Source organism: Streptomyces chiangmaiensis (assembly GCF_036281785.1).
Lineage (GTDB): Bacteria > Actinomycetota > Actinomycetes > Streptomycetales > Streptomycetaceae > Streptomyces > Streptomyces chiangmaiensis.
Window position 1 is genome coordinate 1 of record NZ_JAYWVC010000426.1, and the last position, 3,405, is coordinate 3,405.

General features: G+C 67.2%; 2 protein-coding genes and 1 pseudogene. 1 reads left to right on the top strand and 2 read right to left on the bottom strand.

Going from position 1 to position 3,405, the window contains the following annotated elements; translation table 11 throughout:
* Nucleotides 1–1,320, bottom strand: a complete 1,320-nt coding sequence (locus VXC91_RS43750; RefSeq protein ID WP_408057621.1) for an IS256 family transposase — start codon at nucleotides 1,318–1,320, stop codon at nucleotides 1–3.
* Nucleotides 1,321–1,427: 107 nt separating this feature from the next.
* Between VXC91_RS43750 and VXC91_RS43755 the strand changes: the two genes are divergently transcribed.
* Nucleotides 1,428–2,420 (top strand): ISKra4 family transposase, encoded by a 993-nt coding sequence (locus VXC91_RS43755; RefSeq protein ID WP_329512916.1) that lies wholly within the window; start codon nucleotides 1,428–1,430, stop codon nucleotides 2,418–2,420.
* Here VXC91_RS43755 and VXC91_RS43760 read toward each other — a convergent pair.
* Nucleotides 2,410–3,405 (bottom strand): annotated as a pseudogene (locus VXC91_RS43760) (hypothetical protein); the annotation flags it as partial. The gene VXC91_RS43755 and the pseudogene VXC91_RS43760 sit on opposite strands and share 11 nt — an antisense overlap.

Sequence of the window (3,405 nt, forward strand, 5' to 3'; positions counted from 1 at the left end):
TCAGAGGGGGAGGCGGTCGGGGAAGGCGAGCATGAAGTGGTTCATGGCGCGCTTCCAGCCGAGGGTGCCGGTGCCGCGGACGCGTCCTTGGGGAATGGGGCCGTCGCCGTCGATGTGGCGGCCCTCGATGCGGCGGATGCCGAGGTAGAGGAGTTTGATGGCGGCGTCGTCGGAGGGGAAGTGTCCGCGGGTCTTGGTGATTTTGCGCAGCTGGTAGTTGAGGGATTCGATGGCGTTGGTGGTATAGATCACGCGGCGTATCTCGCGGTCGAAGGCGAGGAAGGGGATGAATTCCTCCCAGGCTCGTTCCCAACTGGCAAGCAAACCAGGGTAGTTCTTGCCGTAATCGGAGCGCAGCTCGTCCAGGGCGGACAGTGCCTCGGACTCGGTACTGGCGGTGTAGATCGGCTTGAGGGCGGCGGCGACCTTCTTGCGGTCGGTATAGGAGACGTACTTCATCGACGACCGGATCAGGTGCGTGACACAGGTCTGGACCAGGGCCTTGTCCCAGACGGTGTTGATCGCCTCCGGGAGGCCGGTCAGCCCGTCGCAGCACACGATCAGCGCGTCGCGCAGGCCGCGGTTCTTGAGCTGGGTGAGCACGTTCAGCCAGAACTTCGAGCCTTCGGCATCCTGCAGCCAGATGCCCAGCACGTTCTTGATGCCGTCCACGTCGACGCCGATGACCAGGTGGGCGGACTTGTTGGTGACCATGCCGCCGTCCCTCACCTTCACGCTCAGCGCGTCGATGTAGAGGATGGGGTAGACCTCGTCAACGGGCCGGTTCTGCCAGGCAGTTATCTCGTCGGCGACCACATCGGTGATCTTCGACACCAGGGCCGGGGACACCTCCGAGCCGTAGACCTCCTTCAGGTGCGCGGTGATGTCCCGGGTGGTCATGCCACGGGCGTACAGAGAGAGGATCATGTCGTCGACCTGGGCCAGGCGTCGCCTGCCCTTGGGAACGATCATCGGCTCGAACTCCGCCCTGCGGTCCCTGGGCACGTCGACGGTGACCGGGCCGGCCACCGTGGTCAGCGTCTTGGGGTAGGAGCCGTTGCGGGAGTTGCCCGAGCCGCGGCCGGCCGGGTCGCCCGCCTCGTAGCCGAGGTGGTCGGCCATCTCCGTCTGCAGGGCCCGCTCCAGGACCGCCTTCATCATCTGCTGCAGCAGACCGCCCTGGCCGTCGATGCCGACCCCGGCCGCCTCCGCGTCCGCCAGCAGCCGATCGATCGCTGCGGGCGACAGGGCCCCGGCCAGTCGACGGGATGCCTCTTCGCGGGGCTCTGCGGACCCGGCGTGCGGGGCGTGCTCGTTCATCAGGTCACTCACTATGCGTCACATTCCTGGTGTCAGCCGGGGCCCGACCAGCACCCAGCAAGATCACCTCTTACACAGAGGAGTAAACAGCCTCGCCGCGGGCGGACATCGACGACTTCTACCGTGAGAAGAAGATCCCCCTGCCGTCCACCGCGGAGATGCTGCTGGTCCTCCAGGCCGACGGCAAGGGCGTGGTCATGCGGCCCGAAGCACTGCGTCCCGCGACGCTGAAGGCCCACCTGGCCAAGAAGAACACCCCGCGCACCCGGCTCGCCCCGGGCGAGAAGCCCCACCGCAAGCGGATGGCCACGCTGGCCTGCGTGTTCGACGCCGCCCCGGCCCCGCGCCGCCCGCACGACGTGATCGCCCCGCCCGAGGGACGCAGCGGCGAGCGCCCACCGCGTCCCGGGCCGAAGGCCACCCGCAAATGGCTGACCGCCTCCCTCATCCACCCACCCGAGAACGTGATCGCCGACGCCTTCGCCCAGGGCGAGGCCCGCGATCCGCACCACCGCAGGACCTGGCTCGCGCTCGTCGACGGAGCCCGCCACCAACTCGACCTCCTGAAGAAGCAGGCCGCCGACCGCCACATCGACCTGCACGTCCTCCTCGACTTCGTGCACGTGGCGGAGTACTGCTGGGGCGCGGCGCACTGCTTCCACAAGCCCGGCACGGCCGAGGCCGAAGCGTGGGTCGCGGGCCACCTGACTACGATCCTGCACGGTCAAGCCGCCCGCGCCGCCGCCGAGATGACCGGCCAGGCCGACCGCGCACGGCTCTCGGACAGCAAGCGTGAGGGGGTGGACGCCTGCGTCCGCTATCTCACCGGCCACCTCGACCAGCTCCGCTACGACACCGCCCTCGAAGCCGGCTGGCCGATCGCCACCGGCGCTATCGAAGGGGCGTGCCGTCACCTGATCGGCGACCGGCTCGAGATCACCGGTGCCCACTGGGGCCTGGACGGTGCCGAAGCCGTCCTCAAACTCCGCGCGCTCGTCGACAACGGCGACTTCGATTCCTACTGGGCGTTTCACCTCGAACGTGAGCACCAACGCCTCTACCCCAGCCCTGACCAGCACCGCTACCAGCTCACTGCGTGATCAGGAACTTCCCTGGAAAGGAACTACACCCATTCCACATCTCGGTCCGTCGCGATCGAAGGAGGGTATCGAGCCGGGGTGCCAGCGTCGGCCGGGACGCGAGGCGTTTGTCGATGCGCGTGATCTCGCGTTGCCAGGCGGCGGTGTTCTCGGGGGTCAGCGCGACATTGCGGCAGGCCAGGGGCAGGCAGCCGCCGTGAGAAGGGAGCCCCTCGCTGTTGCCTCGGCGGGCCTTCTCGCAGAGAGCCTTGACTGGGTCGTTGACGCAGGTGACGTACTCGCCGGGATAGATCGCCGGGTCATGTCGCTTCAGCACCCGCTTCAGGCGGTGCTTGTCAAGGGCGACCTGGCCCTGGAAGTGGGCTCGATCGCCGAAGTCCTTCAGTCGGCGGGCCGCCTCTTCGGCTGAAGGTCCGGCGAGGTCGGTGTGCTGGTGGGCCTCGATCATCTCCATGTAGACCTCGCCGCGGGCAATGGCCTGCTCGCTCTCGACCTCGGCCCGGAACCCGGAGTCGCTGGTCCCCGCATATCCTTCGAACATTTGGATTGATTGATGCCGATATTGCAGGGCCCCAGCGATGACTCCGCCAGGGTGTCGCGCAATGAACCAAGCCAGAGTTCGTCTGAAGACTCTCGTCTTGAGCCGGAGTGCATGGCCCTGGCCAGCTGCGATGGTGTCGGTGCGTTCTCGCTCCGTGCAGAGATCGTTGACGAAGGCGGCGAAGAGATTGAGGTTCTGGTTGGTGGCGCCGACGCCGATGGCTCGATCAACGCCGGCCTTCTTCGGCTGGCCCGGTCCATGGAGGAGGGCACCCATGAGGTAGTTCTGACTGGCGGGCTGCAACTGTTCGAGCACCTGGATTGCGCGAACGACGGGCTCGCAGACGGTCCATGTCGCCTCGACGCCTTCTGCGTCCTCTTCGCCCTTGAAGGCCCGGCTGTGTACTCGCCAGCGGTAGGCATTGCCGTCCTCGTCGCGCTTGGC